The organism is Antiquaquibacter oligotrophicus, assembly GCF_020535405.1.
Lineage (GTDB): Bacteria > Actinomycetota > Actinomycetes > Actinomycetales > Microbacteriaceae > Rhodoglobus > Rhodoglobus oligotrophicus.
This window is the reverse complement of the sequence record NZ_CP085036.1, coordinates 1,086,444-1,105,773: the sequence shown is the minus strand read 5'-3', so window position 1 is coordinate 1,105,773 and position 19,330 is coordinate 1,086,444. Positions and strand designations below refer to the sequence as shown.

The window sequence follows — 19,330 nt, the reverse complement described above, 5'->3', positions numbered from 1 at the left end:
CGGGTGGGGCACCACGGCGGTGCCCCACCCGCTGCACACCTAAGTAATCGGAGGCCTTGTGTTTAGAGCTGTCGCGCGGATCTTCCGCACGCCCGACCTTCGCAGGAAGATCGGGTTCACACTCGGCATTGTTGCGCTGTTCCGCCTGGGATCGTTCATCCCGGCACCGTTCGTCGATTTCGGCAACGTCCAGGCCTGTCTCGCCGGCAACGCCAACACCGAGGGCCTCTACGACCTCATCAACCTCTTCAGCGGTGGCGCGCTACTCCAACTCTCGATCTTCGCGCTCGGCATCATGCCGTACATCACGGCGTCGATCATCGTGCAGCTGCTGCGTGTGGTCATCCCGCACTTCGAGACCCTCTACAAGGAGGGTCAGGCCGGTCAGTCGAAGCTCACGCAGTACACGCGCTACCTCACGATCGCGCTCGGTGTGCTCCAGTCGACCACCCTCATCACAGTTGCGCGCAGCGGTGCGCTCTTCCCGGGCAACAACGTCGCTGCCTGTAACCAGCTCGTGTCGAACGAGTCGATTCCCGCGATGCTCCTCATGGTCATCACGATGACCGCCGGCACCGGCCTCATCATGTGGTTCGGTGAGCTCATCACCGAGCGTGGTGTCGGAAACGGCATGTCGCTGCTCATCTTCACGTCGATCGCGGCGACCTTCCCCACGGCCCTGTGGAACATCCAGGTGGCCCGCGGCTGGGAGATCTTCATTCTCGTGATCCTCGTCGGGTTGGTGATCATGACCGCGGTCGTGTTCGTCGAACAATCACAACGGCGTATTCCCGTGCAGTACGCCAAGCGCATGGTGGGGCGTCGCACTTACGGCGGCAACAACACCTACATCCCCATCAAGGTCAACATGGCCGGTGTTGTGCCCGTGATCTTCGCGTCCTCGCTTCTCTACCTGCCTGCGCTCATCGCGCAGTTCAACCAGTCGCCGGACGGCAACAACCCCGAGTGGGTCACCTGGATCCAGACCTACTTCGCCACCGGCGACAACGGTCTGTACATGCTCGTGTACTTCCTCCTCATCGTGGGCTTCACCTACTTCTACGTCGCGATCACCTTCAACCCGGAGGACGTCGCCGACAACATGAAGAAGTACGGCGGCTTCATCCCGGGTATCCGCGCGGGTCGTCCCACTGCGGAGTACCTCGACTACGTGTTGACTCGCGTAACGCTGCCCGGCTCGCTGTACCTCGGTATCGTGGCGCTCATTCCGCTCTTCGCTCTGTCTCTCGTGCAGGCGAACCAGAACTTCCCGTTCGGCGGCGCGAGCATCCTGATCATCGTGGGTGTCGGACTTGAGACGGTGAAGCAGATCGATTCCCAGCTTCAGCAGCGGCACTACGAGGGCCTGCTGCGGTGACGCCGGTGCAGGAACGACCCGCTTCGCGTCTCCTCCTGATCGGTCCTCCCGGCGCGGGCAAGGGAACGCAGGCGGCACGGCTGGCGGAGTACTACGGCATTCCTGCAATCTCGACGGGCGACATCTTCCGTAGCAATGTGAAGAATGAGACCGAGCTCGGGCTCAAGGCGAAGGCGTATATGGATGCCGGGGACAACGTTCCCGACTCCCTGACGAACGACCTCGTCCGCGACCGCCTCTCCGAGGTCGACGCGGCTGGTGGATTCCTGCTCGACGGGTATCCGCGCACCGCGGACCAGGTGCGTGAGCTCGATGCGATCTTGCTCAGCCACGGGCACTCGCTCGACGCCGTCGTTGAGATCGTCGCCGACCCGGAGGTGGTCATCGAGCGGTTGCGCCTGCGTGGCCAGGAGCAGGGACGTTCGGATGATTCCGACTCCGTCGTTCGTCACCGCCTCGAGGTGTATCGCGAGCAGACCGAACCGATCATCGACATCTACGGCGCACGCGGCTTGCTCGTCGAGGTCAACGGTATCGGCGAGATCGATGAGGTCACTGAGCGCATCACGAGCGCTCTGAGCGAACGCGGCTTTCCGCAGCCGATGTCTGCTTGATACTGCCAGCGAAATAGCCTAAGCTCGACCTTTGGTGTTTGTAAGCGCTTCGGCGTGTCCGAATTTGCTCACCGTTCGAACACCACATCCCCCGCAGACCAGCGGATCACACTTCTAACGACGAAGAGGATATGGCCAAGAAAGACGGCGTCATCGAGATTGAAGGCTCGGTGGTTGAGGCTCTCCCCAACGCGATGTTCCGCGTTGAGTTGACGAACGGCCACAAGGTGCTTGCTCACATCTCCGGCAAGATGCGACAGAACTACATCCGGATCCTCCCCGAGGACCGCGTAGTGGTCGAGTTGAGCCCGTACGACCTGACACGCGGCCGTATCACCTACCGCTACAAGTAAAGATCCGCTGAGAAGTAACGGCCCACGGTCATCCGTGGGTACGAAGACAGCGAATAGGAACAATCATGAAGGTAAACCCCAGCGTCAAGCCCATCTGCGACCACTGCCGCGTCATCCGTCGTAACGGCCGCGTCATGGTGATCTGCAAGTCGAACCCGCGCCACAAGCAACGTCAGGGTTGATGCCGAGGGGCGCTGACAGCGCCCCTCCCAAAAGCTCGTAACTGAATACAGAACCGCACCGCCAGATCCCACCCTTCGGGGCGGGGGACACCTCGGGTTGGAGGCCCGGGCACCGGCGGTGCACCACACCTCCACTCACTCACAGGAGAAGCCACCATGGCACGTCTAGCAGGCGTTGACATCCCGCGCGATAAGCGCGTGGAGGTCGCACTGACGTACATCTACGGTGTTGGCCGCACGAGGGCACTCAAGACCCTCGCCGACACCGGCATCAACGGGGACATCCGCGTCAAGGATCTCACCGACGACCAGCTCATCGCCCTCCGCGACTACGTCGAGGGCAACTTCAAGGTCGAGGGTGACCTGCGCCGTGAGGTCGCAGCGGACATCCGTCGCAAGGTCGAGATCGGTTCCTACCAGGGAATCCGTCACCGCAAGGGTCTGCCCGTCCACGGGCAGCGCACCAAGACCAACGCTCGTACCCGTAAGGGACCGAAGCGCACCGTTGCAGGCAAGAAGAAGGCCCGATAGTCGCTGGGTTTAGCCCACCGGCGTCGCCACAGGTTTTAGGAGAAAACATTGGCAGCACCAAAATCGGCCGTTCGTAAGCCGCGCAAGAAGGACAAGAAGAACATCGCGCTGGGCCAGGCCCACATCAAGTCGACGTTCAACAACACGATCGTGACGATCACCGACCCGACCGGAGCGGTCATCAGCTGGGCTTCGTCCGGCACCGTCGGCTTCAAGGGTTCGCGTAAGTCGACCCCGTTCGCCGCTCAGCTTTCCGCCGAGTCTGCTGCGCGTCAGGCGCAGGAGCACGGGCTCAAGAAGGTTGACGTTTTCGTCAAGGGCCCGGGATCGGGTCGTGAGACGGCGATCCGCTCGCTTCAGGCCGCCGGCCTCGAGGTGGGTTCGATCAACGATGTGACCCCGCAGGCGCACAACGGGTGCCGCCCGCCGAAGCGTCGCCGCGTTTGACTCGATAGAGCGGGGGCCATTTCTGGCCCCCGCTCGGTCAAACGCCGCGACCGTCCCGGTCGCGGTTACGTAGTACCTGCGCCATAGACAAGCGCGCTAATAACTCAACAGACCGGCGGGCCAGCCACCCGTCGTACCCAGGTGTCAAATAGCGGACACCTCGCCGAAAGGAATCATCAGTGCTTATTGCACAGCGCCCCACCCTCGCTGAGGAGAACATCTCCGAGTTCCGTTCGCGGTTTGTCATCGAGCCCCTCGAGCCTGGCTTCGGCTACACGCTCGGCAACTCCCTGCGCCGCACCCTGCTGTCGTCGATCCCCGGCGCAGCGGTCACGAGCATCCGTATCGATGGCGTGCCTCACGAGTTCGACACCGTTGCCGGTGTCAAGGAGGATGTCACCGAGATCATCCTCAACATCAAGAACCTGGTCGTCTCGAGTGAGCACGATGAGCCCATCACCGCGTACCTGCGCAAGCAGGGCGCGGGCGAGGTCACGGCCGCCGACATTTCGGCTCCGGCCGGCGTTGAGGTCCACAACCCCGAGCTCGTCATCGCAACGCTGAACGACAAGGCGAAGTTCGAGCTCGAGCTGACCATCGAGCGTGGTCGTGGCTACGTCTCGGCGACGCAGAACCGTAGCGAGTTCAGCGAGTCCGGCCAGATCCCGGTCGACTCCATCTACTCGCCCGTGCTCAAGGTCACCTACCGTGTCGAGGCCACTCGCGCCGGTGAGCGCACCGACTTCGACCGCCTCGTCGTCGATGTCGAGACCAAGTCCGCGATCAGCCCGCGGGATGCCGTCGCTTCGGCCGGTCGCACGCTGACCGAGCTCTTCGGCCTTGCCCGTGAGCTCAACAGCGCGGCGGAGGGTATCGAGATCGGCCCCGCGCCGGTCGACGCTGTGCTCTCCAGCGAGCTGAGCATGCCCATCGAGGACCTCGATCTCTCGGTGCGCAGCTACAACTGCCTCAAGCGCGAGGGCATCAACACCGTGAGTGAACTCGTCGCCCTGTCGGAGACGCAGCTCATGAACATCCGCAACTTCGGACAGAAGTCGGTGGACGAGGTGAAGGACAAGCTCGTCGAGATGGGACTGTCGCTCAAGGACAGTGTTCCCGGATTCGACGGCGCGCACTTCTACGGCGGCTACGACGACGACGAGACCAACGCCTAGGCCCGCGCCGCAGCGTACTTAGTACTGGAGAAACCACACCATGCCTACACCCACCAAGGGACCCCGACTCGGCGGAGGACCGGCGCACGAGCGCCTGCTGCTCGCGAACCTCGCCGCGGCCCTGTTCACTCACAAGAGCATCAAGACGACTGAGACGAAGGCCAAGCGTCTGCGTCCCGTCGCTGAGCGCCTGATCACGTTCGCCAAGCGTGGCGACCTTCACGCACGTCGTCGCGTGCTGTCGGTCATCGGCGACAAGACGGTCGTTCACGAGCTCTTCACGGAGATCGCACCGCTCGTCGAGAACCGTGAAGGCGGATACACCCGCATCACGAAGCTCGGTTTCCGCAAGGGCGACAACGCTCCTATGGTTCAGATCGAGCTCGTGCTCGAGCCGGTGAAGCCGAAGGCGAAGTCGACCAAGGCTTCGACGAAGGCTGCGGCGCCCGTCGCCGAGGAGACCGAGTCGGTCGAGGAGACCGAGACGGCCGCCGAGGTCGAGGAGTCGACCCCCGACGTCGAGAACGAGACGGTCGCAGACGAGGTCGCTGACGCTGACGCGGAGGTCGCCGACGACGCTCCCGCCGAGGACGAAGCGAAGTAACGTCTCGCACGAAGTTCATCAGGAACCCCGCCCTCGTGGCGGGGTTCCTGCGTTAACGGCTATCAGATGACGCGGTTGACGGAGGGGTCGTAGACCTCGTCGAGAGGTGCCGGCAGTTCGGAGAGGCGCTGCAGGGCATCCATCACCGAGTCCACGTAGATGCCACCGCTGATGGGGCCACCGGGGTGGACCTCATCGCTCGCGAGTTCATGGATGTTCGGGGCGATGGCACCGTGCCAGTCAGCGAGCTCGACTTCGCGCTCGGACCGGGCAAAGTCGGCCACAACCTGGTTGCCGATGGGGATCCAGTCGCGGGGCGCCTGGCCGTTGACGACAACGAGAAGCCGGTCGGGTCCGAGGATGTCAAGTACCTCCGCCAGATCGTCCGGGTCGACGTCTCCGTTGGTGGCGAGCCCCAGAACGAGGATGGGACGCATGGTGCCTGCGTCGACGGCGGCCTGGACGAGCGACGGTGCGACAAACATCGACCGGGACACCTCCGCGTCGATAGCGATGCCGGGCAACCTTTCCTGTAACCACGGTGCGGCGGCGAGCATGACGGAATCACCGATCGCGTAGACCTGGTCGCCGGTCACGAGGTCCGGCTCGTCCGGTGCAGGATCGGTGGTTGCCGCTGCCTCCTGTGCCCGCGCCGTCGCCGCAGCCACCGCAGCGGCCCCTTCCTCGATGGCGATCTGGGCGGAGGTCTTGCCGGGGTCGAGGGCTACGGCGCTCACGGCGAGTGCGAAGGCCGCCAGCAGCCCGATGCTCCCCGCGACTGTGCGACGGCGGTCCGCGACGTAGGCGCGAACCCCGCTGCGCCTGATGGGGAGCTCCACGAATGAATAGGAGAGCGCCGCAGCGAGGGTCGTGATGGCGAGGGCGAGAACCGGGGCCGTCCACCACGCGGCATCCCGAGGCAGTGTTGCGGCTACGAGGATGAGCACCGGCCAATGCCAGAGGTAGAGGCCGTACGACCGCTCACCGATCCATCGCAAGGGTGCCGCATCGAGTGAGCGCCCGAGCCACGAGCCCGCTTCGGTGGCTCCCGCGATGGCGACAACCGTCAGGAGTGCGACGAGTACCAGGCCACCCCGCGTGACGAAGGGATCCTCTGCCGGCATCGCCACGGCGAGCAAAACGATGCCACCGACGGCGACAGCGCCGGCCCACGCCAACCAGCGTCGGGGTGGCGCGACGGAGCCTGGGGAGAACCGAGCGGAGAGCAGCATCGCCAGCGCGGCACCGAGCGCGAGACCGAAGGCATGGGTATCGGTGCCGTAGTAGACACGCGTGGCATCGCCCGATGCTGGAGCGAGCACGGCCATGGCGGCGGCGGATGCTGCGGCGATGGCAAGCACAATGGCGATGCGTGTGCGACGCTTCCGGAGCAGCAGGAGTGCGACGAGCAGGAGTGGCCAGACGAGGTAGAACTGCTCCTCGACCGCGAGGGACCACAGATTTCGGAAGAGCTCCGGTGTTGTGCCATCGAAGTAGCTCGTGCCCTGCGCGATGTAAATCCAGTTGCTGCTGAAGGTGGCGGCCCCCAGAATCTGCACACCCAGACCGACGATGACGTCCCCACCGACGAAAAAGGCAGCGGCGCTGCATACCGCGACAACCAGAACGAGGGCTGGCAGGAGGCGTCGAGCGCGTCGCATCCAGAACTGTCTCAGTGAGATCCGGCCGCGCGATGTGTGCTCGCGCAGCAGCAGGCCCGTGATGAGGAAGCCGCTGATGACAAAAAAGACATCAACTCCGATGTACCCGCCGGGGGCGGCGATCGGCGTGAAGTGGAACACCATGACAGCGAGCACGGCGACGGCGCGAAGACCGTCGAGTCCGGAAAGGTGGACACGCGTGACCGGCACCGAGGCATTCGGGGTCGCGACGGCGCGGGTCGAAGTCAGGCTGGCGGTCATGATGGGCGCACCCAGACTACGCTGGGCAACCGTGATGGACGAGTCCCGTATCCGCATGCGGCTCGACCTGGCCTACGACGGCACGGGATTCGCGGGCTGGGCGAAGCAGCCTGGCCTGCGCACGGTGCAAGGTGTGCTGGAGGAGGCGCTCGCGACCGTTCTCCGCGACGACAACCCGCCTGTGCTCACCGTCGCGGGACGCACGGATGCCGGGGTTCACGCCACGGGTCAGGTGGCGCACCTCGACCTCACCCCGGAACAGCTCCGCTCTCTCGCGAAGCCCCACGGCGGTAGACCGGCGCCGGATCCCGGTTCCGCCCTGGTACGTCGCATCAACGGCATCGCGGGGCTCCGGTCCGATGTGGTTCTCACCCGCGCGGCGCTGGCGCCGGACGGGTTCGACGCGAGGTTCTCCCCGGTGTGGCGACGTTACGAGTACCGCATCGCGGATTCCCTCGCAGCCCGCAATCCGCTGCACCGTCTGTTCACGACGTGGTACCCGTCCGCTCTCGACGTCGACGCGATGAACGTGGCATCCGATGAGCTGGTGGGGCTTCACGACTGGGCGGCCTACTGCAAGCCTCGCGCGGGGTCGACGACCATTCGGGAGCTGCAGGAGTTCCGTTGGGTTCGCGGAGCCGATGGGGTGATCACGGCGCACCTGAAGGCCGATGCGTTCTGCCACAGCATGGTGCGTGCGCTCGTGGGTGCCGGTGTCGCCTTGGGGGAGGGCAAGCTTGCGAGCGACAGGATGGTGGGCATCCGTCGGGAGCAGCAACGCACGAGCGAGTTCAAGGTCATGCCGGCCCAGGGCCTCACGCTCGTCGAGGTCGGCTATCCGGAGGACGCCGACCTGGCGGCCCGTGCCGAGCGCACACGTGCACGTCGTGACGACGAGGCGTTTGACCAGGGCACACCGATCACCTAAGCTTGACCTTTGGTGTCGCGCGGCCCGACCGTCGACATCCGATCATGAGCCCTCCACCGGAGCGTTCCCACCTCATCGAGGCGGAACTCCCCACCGGAGCGGGATTCACGAACACCTCACTCGATCAACGGAAAGCAGCACTACTGTGACGCGCACCTATTCTCCCAAGCCCGAGGACATCCAGCGGGACTGGGTCATCATCGACGCGACCGACATCGTTCTCGGTCGTCTCGCCAGCCACGCTGCCACGCTCCTGCGCGGTAAGCACAAGCCGACGTTCGCCCCCCACATCGACGGCGGCGACTTCGTCATCATCATCAACGCGGAGAAGGTCGCCCTCACGGGTTCCAAGCTCGCGCAGAAGAAGGCGTACCGTCACTCGGGTTACCCGGGCGGCCTCACCGCCACCTCGTACACCGAGCTCCTCGAGAAGCACCCGACCCGCGCGGTCGAGAAGGCCGTTCGCGGCATGCTCCCGAAGAACTCGATCGGCCGGGCCCAGCTGTCGAAGCTGAAGGTCTACGCGGGTGCCGAGCACCCCCACGCTGCACAGCAGCCGAAGCCGTACACCCTCACCCAGGTCGCTCAGTAGCGCCAGCGAAACCCAAAGGATCTAAGACAGTGGCCAGCATTCAGGATTCCATCGGCGAGACCGTCGCCGAGAGCTTCACCACCGAGACGCCCGCGTCGGAGGCCCCCAAGGCTCCCCGCGCCGTCCTCAACGTTTCGGGTGCGGCGGTGGGTCGCCGCAAGGAGGCGATCGCTCGCGTTCGTCTCGTCCCCGGCGCCGGTACCGCGACCGTCAACGGCCGTGACCTCGCCGAGTACTTCCCCAACAAGCTGCACCAGCAGCTCATCAACGACCCGTTCAAGGTGCTCGACCTCCTGGGTTCGTACGATGTGACCGCACGTATCACCGGTGGTGGCCCCTCGGGCCAGGCCGGCGCCCTGCGTCTCGCGATCGCTCGTGCGCTCAACGAGATCGACCGCGAGAACAACCGTCCGACGCTCAAGAAGGCGGGCTTCCTCACGCGCGACGCTCGCGTCATCGAGCGCAAGAAGGCCGGTCTCAAGAAGGCGCGCAAGGCGTCGCAGTTCTCGAAGCGTTAAGCTTCGCGGGCACCATGCCTCGTCTTTTCGGTACGGACGGGGTTCGCGGTCTCGCGAACTCCGAATTGACCGTCGAGCTTGCGCTCGGCCTTGCCCAGGCGGCTGCAGTCGTGCTGGGCAAGGGCCGAGTCGCCGACGGTCGCCGAGCATCCGGTCGTCGGCCGGTCGCGGTGATTGCGCGCGATCCGCGTATCTCTGGTGAGTTTCTTGCCGCCGCCGTCGCCGCTGGTCTTGCCAGTTCCGGTGTCGACGTCTATGACGCTGGTGTGGTCCCGACCCCGGCCGCGGCTTTTCTGGTGGCCGATTTCAAGGCGGACCTGGGTGTCATGATCTCGGCGTCGCACAATGCGGCTCCCGACAACGGCATCAAGTTTTTCGCCACCGGGGGAACCAAGCTCCCCGATGAGGTCGAGGACCGTATCGAGGCGGCACTCGAGTCGTCGAAGCTCGCACCGACCGGTGCCGATGTCGGTCGCATCCGTCGGTTCTCGGATGCCGAGGACCGCTACATCGTGCACCTGCTTTCGACGCTTCCGCACCGCCTCGATGGTCTGCACGTTGTGCTCGACTGCGCCCACGGCGCCGCAGCAGGGGTGTCGCCTCAGGTGTTCACCGATGCCGGGGCTCAGGTCACCGTCATCGGCGCGGACCCCGACGGCATCAACATCAACGACGGTGTCGGTTCGACCCACCTCGAGTCGCTCCGCGCGGCCGTTGTCGCTCACGGTGCGCACCTCGGTATCGCACACGACGGCGACGCCGATCGGTGCCTTGCCGTGGACGCCGAGGGCAACGTCGTCGACGGCGATCAGATCATGGCGATCCTGGCCCTGTCGATGGCCGAGCGCGGTGTGCTCACCGATCGCACGCTCGTGGCAACCGTCATGAGTAATCTCGGTCTTCGCCGTGCGATGGCCGAGAATGACATCCGGATGCTCGAGACCGCTGTCGGCGATCGCTACGTGCTCGAGGCCCTCGCGGCCGAGGGCCTCTCCCTCGGCGGCGAACAGTCCGGCCACGTGATCATGACGAAGTTCGCGACAACGGGCGACGGCATCCTGACGGGGCTGCACCTGGCCGCCGAGCTCGCTCGCACGGGCAAGTCACTGAAGGAGCTCGCCTCCGTCATGACCGTGTACCCGCAGGTGCTCGTCAATGTGCGCGGAGTCGATCACCGCGCCCTCGGTTCGGACGAAGTCATTGCCGCGGCCGTGCAGGTCGCGAGCGAGCGTCTGGGTGACTCGGGGCGAGTCCTGCTGCGCCCGTCGGGCACGGAGCCCATGGTGCGGGTCATGGTCGAGGCATCCGAGCAGTCCGTCGCCGACGAGGTCGCGGCCGAGCTCGCGGCGATCGTCAAGGAGCGCTTGGCGCTGTAGCCCCTCCTCGCGCGGCCCGATACCCTGACCGCATGATTCTGTCGATTCTGGCGAAGGTTGCTGCCGGTGTCTTCATTGGTGGCGTCGTCGGTTCGATCGTGACGGGCGACTGGATCTACATTCTCGTGTGGTCGACCGGAGTGTCTGCCTTCTTCATCCTCGCGCTTTTCGGCGGGGTGCGTCGAACGACGATGCCGGACCATGGTCGTGCCATCGCGCGCATCGAAACCGTATCCCGCACCGGACGAGAACTCGACGGTGTGCAGGAACTGTCCGTGCGTCTGACTGTCGCGCCAGAGGGGGAGGACGCCTACCAGACGACCACGATCGTCGAGGTTCCGAGCGACGATATGCGCCTGTTCACGTCCGGCGCGATCATCGAGGTGAGGCGGCTCTCACCGCACCGGCCGGATGTCACGATCATCCCCAGCGACCCGGCATCCATGTCGCAGCGGGCGCGCCGAGCCCACAACGATCCGTCCTTTATCCCTGCCGCATCGAGCGTTCCCACGTGGGAACGTGCGACCGAGTCGACACCGGCGACACCGCGCCCCGGTACGCGGCGGCGTCTGGGTGCGGGAGCTCAGGCCGCGGTCTCGCTCGTCATCATCACGGTCGCGGCCGTGGTGACGACGGTGCCAGCATGGGGTTCAATCTCCCGGGCCGCGCAAAGTCTGGCGGCGGGAGAGTGGGATGGCACGAGCCTCGTCACGGGGCGATTCCAGCAGGATGCGGTGGATGCTGTCGCCGATGTTGTCGGGGGCTACGAGTTCACGAGTGTCGTCTTCTACGACACCTACCTCATCGTCGATGCACCGACCACACCTGGCGCAAGCACAACCGACACCTACCTGTACCGGTACGGTCGCGCATGGCGTGATGGTCCGGAGCTCATCCAGCCGACCGACCTCTCTGCGGAGCTTTTTGATGCCTCGGACCTCGACTTCGCGCAGGTTGGTGCCGCGGTCGATCTCGCGCTCAGTGACGCCGCGATCGACGACGCTGAGGCGCACGCCTACGTCTCGCGCGATCCTGCCGGACGAAGCGCCGAACCGGTCATCTCGATCTCCCTCTCGGGCGACTACGCCGACGCATCGTACGTCTACGACTTCGACTTGACGCTCCTCCGCAGCAGCTGATGGCCGCTCCGAGCGCAGGGATAGAAGCCAAACGGCAGCACTCGACAGACTCGCGTCGGTACGGTGGTGCTGTGTCGTCGCGAAAGTCGAACATTCAGTGGCCCTGGGAGAGTGAGGGCTGGGCAACTGACGAGTTCAGAGCGAAGCGAGATAAAGAACTCGACGCGGTAGTCATAGGAGCGATAGGCAATGCCCCCTCCGTCTACGGCATGCGCCAGCAGAGGGCGCCCGTGAACCCTTACCTCTCCCTTTGGCTCGTGCCCCTGATCGGTGCCAGCAGTTGGTTCCTTGCCACAAAGCTCGGCGAGGAGTGGTGGGGATGGCTCGTGGTGGGCCTCTTCGCGGCAATGGCGGTGCTTCTGCTCGTTCAGTGCCTGAGGGCGATTCCCGGCTGGCATCGAGCGCGAGCCGCCGCGCGCGCGTACACCGCTGCGCGCGGCATCCCCTTCCCCAAAGAGCTCCGCTGGTACAACTAGCCCCCACCCCGCGTCGCCGAGTGCTGCCAAATGGCTGCTCTGGGCGCGGAAATAGCAGCCATTTGGCATCAGTCGACGAAAAGGCGATGCGCTACTTGCGCAGGAGCACGCTGTGCACGGCGTGCGCAGGTCCCTTGCGCAGAACGAGGGACGCCCGCTGACGGGTCGGCAGGATGTTCTGCACGAGGTTCGGTTCGTTGATGGATGCCCAGATCCCCGCAGCGCGAGCTCGCGCTTGTTCCTCGGTCAGCGACGCAAAGCGGTGAAAGTACGACTTGGGGTTGGAGAACGCCCCGCGTTGCAGCGACAGGAAACGTTCCTCGTACCAGCGCGCGATGTCGCTCGTTCTCGCATCGACGTAAATTCCGAAGTCGAAGAGGTCGCTGAGGGCGAGGTGTTTGCCGGGCGCCGGGGGCTGGAGCACGTTGAGGCCTTCGACGATGAGCACGTCGGGCGAGTTCACGATCACCTCGGCATCCGGCACGATGTCGTACTCGAGGTGGGAGTAGACCGGCGCTCCGACCTCCGTTTCGCCTGCCTTGACCCTGCTCACAAACCGCAGGAGTGCGCGACGGTCGTATGACTCCGGAAAGCCTTTACGTTCCATGAGTCCGCGCCGTTCGAGTTCGGCGTTGGGGTAGAGGAATCCGTCGGTTGTCACGAGCTCGACTCTGGGGGTTCCCTCCCATCTGCCGAGCAGTTCGCGCAGGAGACGTGCCACCGTCGACTTGCCGACGGCGACGGAGCCGGCGACCCCGATGACAAAGGGTGTGCGGCGCGATGACGTGCCGAGGAAGGTCGTTGTGACGTCGTGGAGCTGTTGCGCGCCCTCGGCGTAGAGGCTGAGGAGTCGGGAGAGGGGAAGGTAGACCTCTTCCACTTCGACAAGGTCGAGGTGATCGCCGATGCCGCGAAGTTCAACGATCTCCGCCTGGGTTAGGGGTGTCTCCATGCGGGGAGCAAGAGCGGCCCACTCGGCGCGATCGATCTCAAGAAACGGCGACGGATGGCCGCCCTGAGCGGTGGGATCGGACATTGCGCCCCATCCTAGTCAGGGCCGCGAGCGGGGTTCTCAGCGACGCGAGAACTACAATCGACCCCATGTGTGGAATCGTGGGTTACGTCGGTGACAACAAGAGTCTCGAGGTGCTCCTCGGCGGGCTCAAGCGGCTCGAGTACCGGGGGTACGACTCGGCCGGTGTCGCCGTGCTCGATGAGGCGGGGCAGATCGGAACCCGTAAGCGTGCCGGAAAGCTGCAGGTGCTCGTTGATGACCTCGAAGACCGCCCGCTCGGTAACGGCGGTACCGGTATCGGTCACACGCGCTGGGCTACCCATGGCGGCCCGACGGACAGGAACGCGCATCCGCACCTCTCCGCCGATGGAAAGCTCGCGCTCATCCATAACGGCATCATCGAGAACTTCGCCGACCTCAAGCAGGAGTTGCTCGAGCGCGGCGCCGAATTCACGAGTGAGACCGACACCGAGGTTGCGGCTCTCCTCGTGGGCGAGGCCTACGCGCGCACGGGCGACCTGACAGCGGCGTTGCGTGAGGTTGTTGGCAGACTCCACGGTGCCTTCACTCTCCTCGTCATGCACGAGGACCGTCCTGGCGAGGTTGTCGGCGCTCGCCGCAATTCGCCGCTCGTCATCGGACTCGGTGACGGCGAGAACTTCCTCGGGTCGGATGTCGCGGCCTTCGTCGAGTACACCCGTCGGGCCGTCGCGATCGGCCAGGACCAGATCGTCACCATTCGCCCCGATTCGGTTGTCGTCACCGACTTCGACGGCAAGTCGGTCGAGACTGACGAGTTCGAGATCGCCTGGGATGCCTCCGCGAGCGACAAGGGCGGCTGGTCGAGCTTCATGGCTAAGGAGATCAGTGAGGAACCCGAAGCCGTCGCCAAGACCATCCTCGGCCGCACCCACGACGGTCTCGTGCAGCTGAACGAACTCGACCCCATCGGCGATGAGGCACTGCGCGATATCGACCGCATCGTCATCATCGCGTGCGGTACGGCTGCATACGCCGGGATGCTCGGCAAGTACGCGATCGAGCAGTGGTCGCGCATCCCTGTCGATGTCGAGCTGTCGCACGAGTTCCGTTACCGCGACCCGATCCTCTCCGACCGCACGCTCGTCATCTCGATCAGCCAGTCCGGCGAGACGATGGACACGCTCATGGCGGTCAAGTACGTGCACGACAAGTCCAAGGCGCACCTTCTTTCGGTGTGCAACACCCAGGGTGCGACGATCCCGCGCGAGTCACACGCCGTCGTCTACACGCACGCAGGCCCCGAGGTGGCGGTCGCATCCACGAAGGCGTTTGTCGCGCAGGTGACGGCGCTCTACCTCATCGGTCTTCACCTCGCGAAGGTGCGCGGCACCCTCGACGACGCAGCGATTCGCGCGGCCGTCGACGAGCTCCAGGCCGTCCCCGACAAGCTCGCGGAGGTCATCGACGTTGCCCAGGGCCAGGTCGGCCAACTCGCCCACTGGATGACCGACACCCAGTCCGTTCTCTTCCTCGGTCGTCACGTCGGTTACCCCATCGCGATGGAGGGTGCGCTCAAGCTCAAGGAGCTCGCGTACATTCACGCGGAGGGTTTCGCGGCTGGTGAGCTCAAGCACGGGCCGATCGCCCTCATCGAACCCGGTCAGGTGGTTTTTGTGATCGTGCCGAGCCCCCGCGACCCGTCGTCGTTGCACCCCAAGGTGGTCTCGAACATCCAGGAGATCCGCGCCCGCGGCGCGCGTGTGATCGCCATCGCCGAGAAGGGGGATGCCGCGGTGCTCCCCTTCGCCGACGAGGTCATCCCGATCCCGCTCGCTGGCAGCCTCTTCGAGCCGCTCCTCGCCGTTGTGCCGTTACACATCTTCGGCATGGAGCTCGCGGACGCGAAGGGTCTCGACGTCGACCAGCCGCGCAACCTGGCGAAGTCCGTCACGGTCGAGTAGCCGGAAGCGCATCTCATGATCGTCGGTATCGGGGTGGATGTCGTCGACATCGCTCGATTCGAGCGCGCCCTCGTGCGCACACCGACCCTCAAAGACCGTCTGTTCGCTCCCAGCGAACAGCTCAAGGACGGCCAACCCATGCCGTTGCGCTCGCTCGCCGGACGGTTCGCAGCGAAGGAAGCACTCATCAAGGCGCTCGGCGACTCAAGTGGCGTGCAGTGGCACGACATGCTCGTCGTCAACGACAAACTGGGTAACCCAAGCTTCGAGCTGCAGGACTCCACGCGCGCGATCGCCGACGCGCGCGGCATCACCGCCGTGCACCTCTCCATGAGCCACGACGCCGGCATCGCCATCGCCTATGTGGTGGCCGAATCGTGAGCAGGCTCGCAACCATCGACCTCGGCGCGATCTCGCGCAACGTTGAGACACTGCGCCGTGCCGCCGGTGGTGTTGCCGCGATGGCGGTCGTGAAGGCCGACGGCTACGGTCATGGCGCGGTCCCCTCCGCCCGCGCGGTACTGGAGGGTGGCGCGGAGCGCCTCGGTGTGGCGACGATCGACGAAGCGTTGGAGCTCAGAGAGGCGGGCATCCGGGCTCCGATCCTGGCCTGGCTGCACGAGACGGATGCCGCGTTCCCCACGGCAGTGGCGGCGGGCATCGAGCTCGGCGTGGGTTCCCTCCAGCAACTCGAGGCGGTGGCGACAACCGCTCCGGGTGCTGTCCTGCACCTCAAGGCGGACACGGGACTCGGCCGCGGTGGCGCAACCGCGACCGAGTGGCCGGCTCTCGTCGAGGCGGCGGCCGCCCACGAGCGCGCGGGCCTGCTCCGTGTGGTCGGAGTGTGGAGTCACCTTTCCAACACGGGCGAGGTCGAGGACCGCGAGCAACTCGCGCGCTTCGACGAGGCCCTCGATGCCGCTCGGTCGGCAGGCCTCCAGCCCGAGTTTGTGCACCTCGCGGCGACCGCCGCAACACTCCGTCTACCCGACGCTCGTTTCTCTCTCGTCCGTCTCGGCATCGGATGCTACGGGCTCTCGCCCTTCGACGATGTGTCGTCACTCGACCTCGGCCTCACCCCCGCGATGACCCTCGAGACGACGGTGGTCTCCCTCAAGCGCGTGCCAGCCGGTCACGGGGTTTCGTACGGCTACCGCTATCGCACGACCGAGGAGACGACCCTGGCTCTTGTGCCTCTCGGCTATGCCGACGGTGTGCCGCGTGCGGCATCGGGCCGAGCACCGGTGGCCGTCGGCGGTGATGCCTTCCGTGTCGCCGGGAGTATCGCCATGGACCAGTTCATCGTTGACGTGGGGGATGCGCCCATCGCGGTGGGCGATCGTGTTGTGCTGTTCGGGGACCCGTCAACCGGTGTTCCGTCCGCCGACGACTGGGCGGCGGCCGCGGGCACCATCAACTACGAGATCGTGACGCGTATCGGCAGCCGGGTGACCCGGGAGTACGTATGAGCGAGGTGCTGAGCATCCGCAGCCCCGAGGAGATGTCGCAGTTGGGCGCTCGTATCGCGGCAGAGGTGCGTGCCGGGGATCTTGTCATGCTCAATGGCGAACTCGGCGCGGGCAAGACGACGCTCACGCGTGGCATCGGTGAGGCGCTCGGCGTTCGCGGGCCTGTCACGAGCCCGACGTTTGTGCTCGCGAGAACACACCCACGGGAGCACGGCGCACCCCTCGTGCACGTCGACGCGTACCGTCTTCGCAGTCCCGTCGAACTCGACGACCTCGACCTGGATTTCGCGGGTTCGATCGTGGTCGTCGAATGGGGCGACGGCCTGCTCGACGGCATCACCGACTCGTGGCTGCGCATCGACATCGAGCGGCCGCACGGCGGCGACGAGTCGGCCGAAGTTGAGCCTCGAACCGTCACGATCACGGGCGTCGGGGCCCGGTGGGAGGGGGTGAGCTGGCGTGCTGCTGGCCATTGATACGTCGGTGGGAACATCCGTCGCCATCGTCGATCGCGATCTGGGCACACTCGCCGTCGCGTCGAGCCCTGATACACGCGGCCATGCCGAGCTCATCGGTGTGCTCATCGACGAATGCCTCCGCGATTCCGGAATCGCGGTAACCGAGTTGTCTGGTGTCGTCGCCGGCATGGGGCCGGGGCCGTTCACGGGGCTTCGTGTGGGCATCGCTGCCGCGCGTGCCTTCGCCTTCGGTACCGGAGTGCCCGTCGTGCCGCTCGCCAGCCACGACGCCGTCGCGTTCGGCGAGGATGAACCGATCGTGGTGACGACGGATGCCCGCAGGCGCGAACTCTTTTATTCCGTGTACTCCGGCTCCGACGACGCTGGGCTCCCGCTGCGCGTCGAGGGGCCCGCGCTCGCCAAGGCTGAAGGGTTCGTAGCACCCGCCGGCCACCACCTCATTCATGCGACCTCGATCGACGCCGCATCCCTCGGCCACCTCGCGGAGACCTGGTACGCCGTCGGTCGCCCGTTCCCGGCGGACGAACCGCTGTACTTGCGCTCTCCGGACGTCACGATCTCCGCCGGTCCGAAGCGAGTGACCGGATGACGACCTGGCAGCTTCGCCGCGCGGCTCCCGAGGATCTCGATCCCATCATGGCGATTGAGGAGGACGTCTTCGGCACCGACGCGTGGTCGCGTGAGAATATGGCGGCCGAACTCGTCGATCGGTTCGGCTACTACCTCGTTGCGTTCCCGGTAGGTGTACCGGAGCAGGTCGACGCGTATGCCGGGCTCCGAGCGCCCCGTGGGGAGCCGCAGGCGGACATCCAGACCATCGCGATCGTGCCGTCGGCTCGACGGCAGGGCCTAGGGCGTGTGCTCATGGGCGCTCTCATCGACGAGGCGCGTCGGCGCGGCGCTCGCGAGCTCTTCCTCGAGGTCCGTGCCGACAACCCGGGTGCGCAGGCGCTCTACGATTCGCTCGGCTTCGAGGCGATCGCCGTCCGCCCCCGCTACTACCAACCGGACGGTGTTGACGCGATCATCATGCGCTTGACGATCCCCGAACCGAAAGTGGCGATGGCATGAGTGGGCCCCTGGTGCTCGGTATCGAGACGAGTTGCGACGAGACGGGTGTCGGCATCGTCCGGGGAACGGAGCTTCTCGCAAACGTGATCGCATCCTCCATGGAGGAGCACGCGCGGTACGGAGGTGTTGTTCCCGAGGTTGCCGCCCGCGCTCACCTCGAGGCGCTCGCGCCGACCCTTCAGCGCGCGTTGGATGACGCTGGTGTGAGCCTCCAGGACCTCGACGCCATCGCGGTCACGAGTGGTCCGGGCCTCGCGGGTGCTCTCATGGTGGGTGTCGGAGCCGCCAAGGCGCTTGCCCTCTCGCTCGACAAACCCCTGTACGCCGTCAATCATCTCGTCGGGCACGTCGGGGCGGATTTGCTCACCGGCGACGACATCGAGTACCCGACCGTTGCGCTCCTCGTTTCGGGCGGGCACACGTCCCTGCTCCTCGTTCGCGATCTCATCTCGGACGTCGAGCTCCTCGGTGAGACCATCGACGACGCTGCCGGTGAGGCTTTTGACAAGGTCGCGCGCTTGCTCTCGCTGCCCTATCCGGGTGGTCCGGAAATCGACCGTGCGGCCGTGGGCGGCGATCCGACCGCGATCCGCTTCCCGCGGGGGCTCAGTCTCCCCAAGGACATGGCCCAGCACCGCTACGACTTCTCGTTCTCCGGACTCAAGACCGCGGTCGCACGCTGGGTCGAGCGTGAGCAGGATGCCGGGGCTCCGGTTCCGGTGGCGGATGTGGCCGCGAGCTTCCGCGAGGCGGTCGTTGATGTACTCATCGCGAAAGCACTGGCCGCGTGTGCTGACCTCGGGGTGCCGAGGCTGTTGCTCGGGGGCGGCGTTGTCGCGAACGCCCGACTGCGTGCGGTCGCTGAGGAACGCTGTGCCGCCGCCGGCGTGGAGTTGAGGATCCCCCCGTTGAGCTTGTGCACCGACAACGGTGCGATGATCGCGGCGATTGGCTCCCAACTCGTGGCTGCCGGCCGGGCGCCGTCCGGGCTCGAGTTCGGCGCGGACTCAACCCTCCCGGTCACCGTCGTCCAGGCGCCGTAACCTCCGGCACGGCGTGTTGACAGCGCCCGAGCGCGCTGCCACTATGGCACCGCCGTTCTCACGTCTTCGTCGTCA

Annotated in this window: 23 protein-coding genes; 21 read left to right on the top strand and 2 right to left on the bottom strand. The window is 65.6% G+C overall.

Annotated elements, in window-relative coordinates; all coding sequences use genetic code 11:
• The first annotated feature begins 58 nt into the window (after window positions 1-58).
• The 8 genes from secY (at window position 59) to rplQ (ending at window position 5,284) form a co-directional block, all read left to right on the top strand.
• Entirely contained in the window at window positions 59-1,378 is a 1,320-nt protein-coding gene (gene secY, locus LH407_RS05465; protein WP_322132303.1) for a preprotein translocase subunit SecY, read from the top strand.
• Window positions 1,375-1,992, top strand: a complete 618-nt coding sequence (locus LH407_RS05460; protein ID WP_322132304.1) for an adenylate kinase — start codon at window positions 1,375-1,377, stop codon at window positions 1,990-1,992. Before secY ends, LH407_RS05460 begins: the two co-directional genes overlap by 4 nt.
• A 131-nt stretch (window positions 1,993-2,123) precedes the next feature.
• Complete coding sequence (infA, locus tag LH407_RS05455) at window positions 2,124-2,345, top strand: translation initiation factor IF-1 (RefSeq protein WP_179495133.1); 222 nt, start codon at window positions 2,124-2,126, stop codon at window positions 2,343-2,345.
• A gap of 65 nt (window positions 2,346-2,410) precedes the next feature.
• The gene (gene rpmJ / locus LH407_RS05450) at window positions 2,411-2,527 is read left to right on the top strand and encodes a 50S ribosomal protein L36 (RefSeq protein WP_129072182.1); all 117 of its coding nucleotides are present in this window, start codon (window positions 2,411-2,413) and stop codon (window positions 2,525-2,527) included.
• Window positions 2,528-2,683: 156 nt separating this feature from the next.
• Entirely contained in the window at window positions 2,684-3,058 is a 375-nt protein-coding gene (rpsM, locus tag LH407_RS05445) for a 30S ribosomal protein S13 (RefSeq protein ID WP_322132305.1), read from the top strand.
• 48 nt (window positions 3,059-3,106) lie between these two features.
• Entirely contained in the window at window positions 3,107-3,505 is a 399-nt protein-coding gene (gene rpsK / locus LH407_RS05440) for a 30S ribosomal protein S11 (RefSeq protein ID WP_322132306.1), read from the top strand.
• Window positions 3,506-3,684: 179 nt separating this feature from the next.
• Complete coding sequence (locus LH407_RS05435) at window positions 3,685-4,680, top strand: DNA-directed RNA polymerase subunit alpha (protein WP_322132307.1); 996 nt, start codon at window positions 3,685-3,687, stop codon at window positions 4,678-4,680.
• 40 nt (window positions 4,681-4,720) lie between these two features.
• Complete coding sequence (gene rplQ / locus LH407_RS05430; protein WP_322132308.1) at window positions 4,721-5,284, top strand: 50S ribosomal protein L17; 564 nt, start codon at window positions 4,721-4,723, stop codon at window positions 5,282-5,284.
• 62 nt (window positions 5,285-5,346) lie between these two features.
• On the opposite strand, the gene LH407_RS05425 is transcribed toward rplQ, so the two are convergent.
• Window positions 5,347-7,206, bottom strand: a complete 1,860-nt coding sequence (locus tag LH407_RS05425) for an acyltransferase family protein (protein WP_322132309.1) — start codon at window positions 7,204-7,206, stop codon at window positions 5,347-5,349.
• Window positions 7,207-7,240: 34 nt separating this feature from the next.
• Between LH407_RS05425 and truA the strand changes: the two genes are divergently transcribed.
• From truA to LH407_RS05395, 6 genes are all read left to right on the top strand, one after another.
• Window positions 7,241-8,134, top strand: a complete 894-nt coding sequence (gene truA / locus LH407_RS05420) for a tRNA pseudouridine(38-40) synthase TruA (protein ID WP_322134891.1) — start codon at window positions 7,241-7,243, stop codon at window positions 8,132-8,134.
• 145 nt (window positions 8,135-8,279) lie between these two features.
• Window positions 8,280-8,726, top strand: coding sequence for a 50S ribosomal protein L13 (rplM, locus tag LH407_RS05415; protein WP_322132310.1), 447 nt, complete (start codon window positions 8,280-8,282; stop codon window positions 8,724-8,726).
• A gap of 29 nt (window positions 8,727-8,755) precedes the next feature.
• Window positions 8,756-9,244: a 30S ribosomal protein S9 gene (rpsI, locus tag LH407_RS05410; protein WP_322132311.1), complete on the top strand. Its 489-nt coding sequence runs from the start codon at window positions 8,756-8,758 to the stop codon at window positions 9,242-9,244.
• Window positions 9,245-9,258: 14 nt separating this feature from the next.
• Window positions 9,259-10,620 carry a phosphoglucosamine mutase gene (glmM, locus tag LH407_RS05405; protein ID WP_322132312.1) on the top strand — a complete coding sequence of 454 codons (1,362 nt, stop codon included), beginning with the start codon at window positions 9,259-9,261 and terminating at the stop codon, window positions 10,618-10,620.
• A 32-nt stretch (window positions 10,621-10,652) separates the two neighbouring features.
• A complete protein-coding gene (locus LH407_RS05400; protein ID WP_322132313.1) occupies window positions 10,653-11,759 on the top strand; it encodes a hypothetical protein in 1,107 nt (368 codons plus the stop codon).
• A 209-nt stretch (window positions 11,760-11,968) separates the two neighbouring features.
• Window positions 11,969-12,235 (top strand): hypothetical protein, encoded by a 267-nt coding sequence (locus LH407_RS05395; protein ID WP_322132314.1) that lies wholly within the window; start codon window positions 11,969-11,971, stop codon window positions 12,233-12,235.
• A 91-nt stretch (window positions 12,236-12,326) separates the two neighbouring features.
• Here the strand turns inward: LH407_RS05395 and coaA are convergent, their stop codons facing one another.
• Complete coding sequence (gene coaA / locus LH407_RS05390; RefSeq protein WP_322132315.1) at window positions 12,327-13,271, bottom strand: type I pantothenate kinase; 945 nt, start codon at window positions 13,269-13,271, stop codon at window positions 12,327-12,329.
• Window positions 13,272-13,336: 65 nt separating this feature from the next.
• Here coaA and glmS point away from each other — a divergent pair, with 65 nt between their 5' ends.
• Genes glmS through tsaD form a run of 7 tightly spaced genes read left to right on the top strand, consistent with a single transcriptional unit; the run spans window position 13,337 to window position 19,255 of the window.
• Window positions 13,337-15,193: a glutamine--fructose-6-phosphate transaminase (isomerizing) gene (gene glmS / locus LH407_RS05385; protein ID WP_322132316.1), complete on the top strand. Its 1,857-nt coding sequence runs from the start codon at window positions 13,337-13,339 to the stop codon at window positions 15,191-15,193.
• Between the two features lie 15 nt (window positions 15,194-15,208).
• Window positions 15,209-15,574: a holo-ACP synthase gene (locus LH407_RS05380; RefSeq protein WP_322132317.1), complete on the top strand. Its 366-nt coding sequence runs from the start codon at window positions 15,209-15,211 to the stop codon at window positions 15,572-15,574.
• Entirely contained in the window at window positions 15,571-16,662 is a 1,092-nt protein-coding gene (alr, locus tag LH407_RS05375; RefSeq protein WP_322132318.1) for an alanine racemase, read from the top strand. Before LH407_RS05380 ends, alr begins: the two co-directional genes overlap by 4 nt.
• A complete protein-coding gene (gene tsaE / locus LH407_RS05370; RefSeq protein WP_322132319.1) occupies window positions 16,659-17,138 on the top strand; it encodes a tRNA (adenosine(37)-N6)-threonylcarbamoyltransferase complex ATPase subunit type 1 TsaE in 480 nt (159 codons plus the stop codon). Before alr ends, tsaE begins: the two co-directional genes overlap by 4 nt.
• The gene (tsaB, locus tag LH407_RS05365; protein ID WP_322132320.1) at window positions 17,122-17,730 is read left to right on the top strand and encodes a tRNA (adenosine(37)-N6)-threonylcarbamoyltransferase complex dimerization subunit type 1 TsaB; all 609 of its coding nucleotides are present in this window, start codon (window positions 17,122-17,124) and stop codon (window positions 17,728-17,730) included. The genes tsaE and tsaB overlap by 17 nt, the downstream gene beginning before the upstream one ends.
• The gene (gene rimI / locus LH407_RS05360; protein ID WP_322132321.1) at window positions 17,727-18,212 is read left to right on the top strand and encodes a ribosomal protein S18-alanine N-acetyltransferase; all 486 of its coding nucleotides are present in this window, start codon (window positions 17,727-17,729) and stop codon (window positions 18,210-18,212) included. The genes tsaB and rimI overlap by 4 nt, the downstream gene beginning before the upstream one ends.
• Window positions 18,209-19,255 carry a tRNA (adenosine(37)-N6)-threonylcarbamoyltransferase complex transferase subunit TsaD gene (tsaD, locus tag LH407_RS05355; RefSeq protein ID WP_322132322.1) on the top strand — a complete coding sequence of 349 codons (1,047 nt, stop codon included), beginning with the start codon at window positions 18,209-18,211 and terminating at the stop codon, window positions 19,253-19,255. Before rimI ends, tsaD begins: the two co-directional genes overlap by 4 nt.
• Window positions 19,256-19,330: the final 75 nt, after the last annotated feature.

Excerpts from the sequence above, each read along its gene's own strand:
- infA (WP_179495133.1), top strand. The coding sequence starts at position 2,124 with ATGGCCAAGAAAGACGGCGTCATCGAGATTGAAGGCTCGGTGGTTGAG.
- tsaE (WP_322132319.1), top strand. The coding sequence starts at position 16,659 with ATGAGCGAGGTGCTGAGCATCCGCAGCCCCGAGGAGATGTCGCAGTTG.
- tsaD (WP_322132322.1), top strand. The coding sequence starts at position 18,209 with ATGAGTGGGCCCCTGGTGCTCGGTATCGAGACGAGTTGCGACGAGACG.
- LH407_RS05425 (WP_322132309.1), bottom strand. The coding sequence starts at position 7,206 with ATGACCGCCAGCCTGACTTCGACCCGCGCCGTCGCGACCCCGAATGCC.
- coaA (WP_322132315.1), bottom strand. The coding sequence starts at position 13,271 with ATGTCCGATCCCACCGCTCAGGGCGGCCATCCGTCGCCGTTTCTTGAG.
- glmM (WP_322132312.1), top strand. The coding sequence starts at position 9,259 with ATGCCTCGTCTTTTCGGTACGGACGGGGTTCGCGGTCTCGCGAACTCC.
- truA (WP_322134891.1), top strand. The coding sequence starts at position 7,241 with ATGGACGAGTCCCGTATCCGCATGCGGCTCGACCTGGCCTACGACGGC.
- LH407_RS05400 (WP_322132313.1), top strand. The coding sequence starts at position 10,653 with ATGATTCTGTCGATTCTGGCGAAGGTTGCTGCCGGTGTCTTCATTGGT.
- glmS (WP_322132316.1), top strand. The coding sequence starts at position 13,337 with ATGTGTGGAATCGTGGGTTACGTCGGTGACAACAAGAGTCTCGAGGTG.
- rpsM (WP_322132305.1), top strand. The coding sequence starts at position 2,684 with ATGGCACGTCTAGCAGGCGTTGACATCCCGCGCGATAAGCGCGTGGAG.
- LH407_RS05380 (WP_322132317.1), top strand. The coding sequence starts at position 15,209 with ATGATCGTCGGTATCGGGGTGGATGTCGTCGACATCGCTCGATTCGAG.
- rimI (WP_322132321.1), top strand. The coding sequence starts at position 17,727 with ATGACGACCTGGCAGCTTCGCCGCGCGGCTCCCGAGGATCTCGATCCC.
- rpmJ (WP_129072182.1), top strand. The coding sequence starts at position 2,411 with ATGAAGGTAAACCCCAGCGTCAAGCCCATCTGCGACCACTGCCGCGTC.
- rplQ (WP_322132308.1), top strand. The coding sequence starts at position 4,721 with ATGCCTACACCCACCAAGGGACCCCGACTCGGCGGAGGACCGGCGCAC.
- LH407_RS05395 (WP_322132314.1), top strand. The coding sequence starts at position 11,969 with ATGCGCCAGCAGAGGGCGCCCGTGAACCCTTACCTCTCCCTTTGGCTC.